The following is a 255-nucleotide window of genomic DNA, read 5'->3' as shown; positions in this document are numbered from 1 at the left end:
GTTCGCGCCTGTGTCACCCCTAAGGGTAAGGAGCAAAGCATCAAGGGGAGTGAGGTTTGTGTTGCCGATGCTGATGTGGTGACCATCTTCGCGGCCCCCGCGGTGAAGGACGTGAAAGCCACTTCGATGACGGTTGAGGCCGGCAAGTCCCTGGGGGTGAGTTATGCCTTTGTCACCAACGGCACGGGCACTGATGCATCCACTTACCAGTGGAAGTACAGACAAGGGACTTCCGGTGACTGGACGACGCCACAA

The 255-nt window shown here is 58.0% G+C and carries 1 protein-coding gene; it reads left to right on the top strand.

The window, feature by feature from the left end; all coding sequences use genetic code 11:
* A partial coding sequence (locus AAZT04_RS26330; RefSeq protein ID WP_434682342.1) for a hypothetical protein occupies positions 1 to 255 on the top strand: 255 nt, incomplete at both ends.

The sequence above is a fragment of the Serratia sp. Je.1.23.a genome (genome assembly GCF_051129805.1).
Classification (GTDB): Bacteria; Pseudomonadota; Gammaproteobacteria; order Enterobacterales; family Enterobacteriaceae; genus Serratia; species Serratia liquefaciens.
Note: the sequence above shows the minus strand (reverse complement) of the source record. Positions and strands in the feature narration are given on the sequence as shown.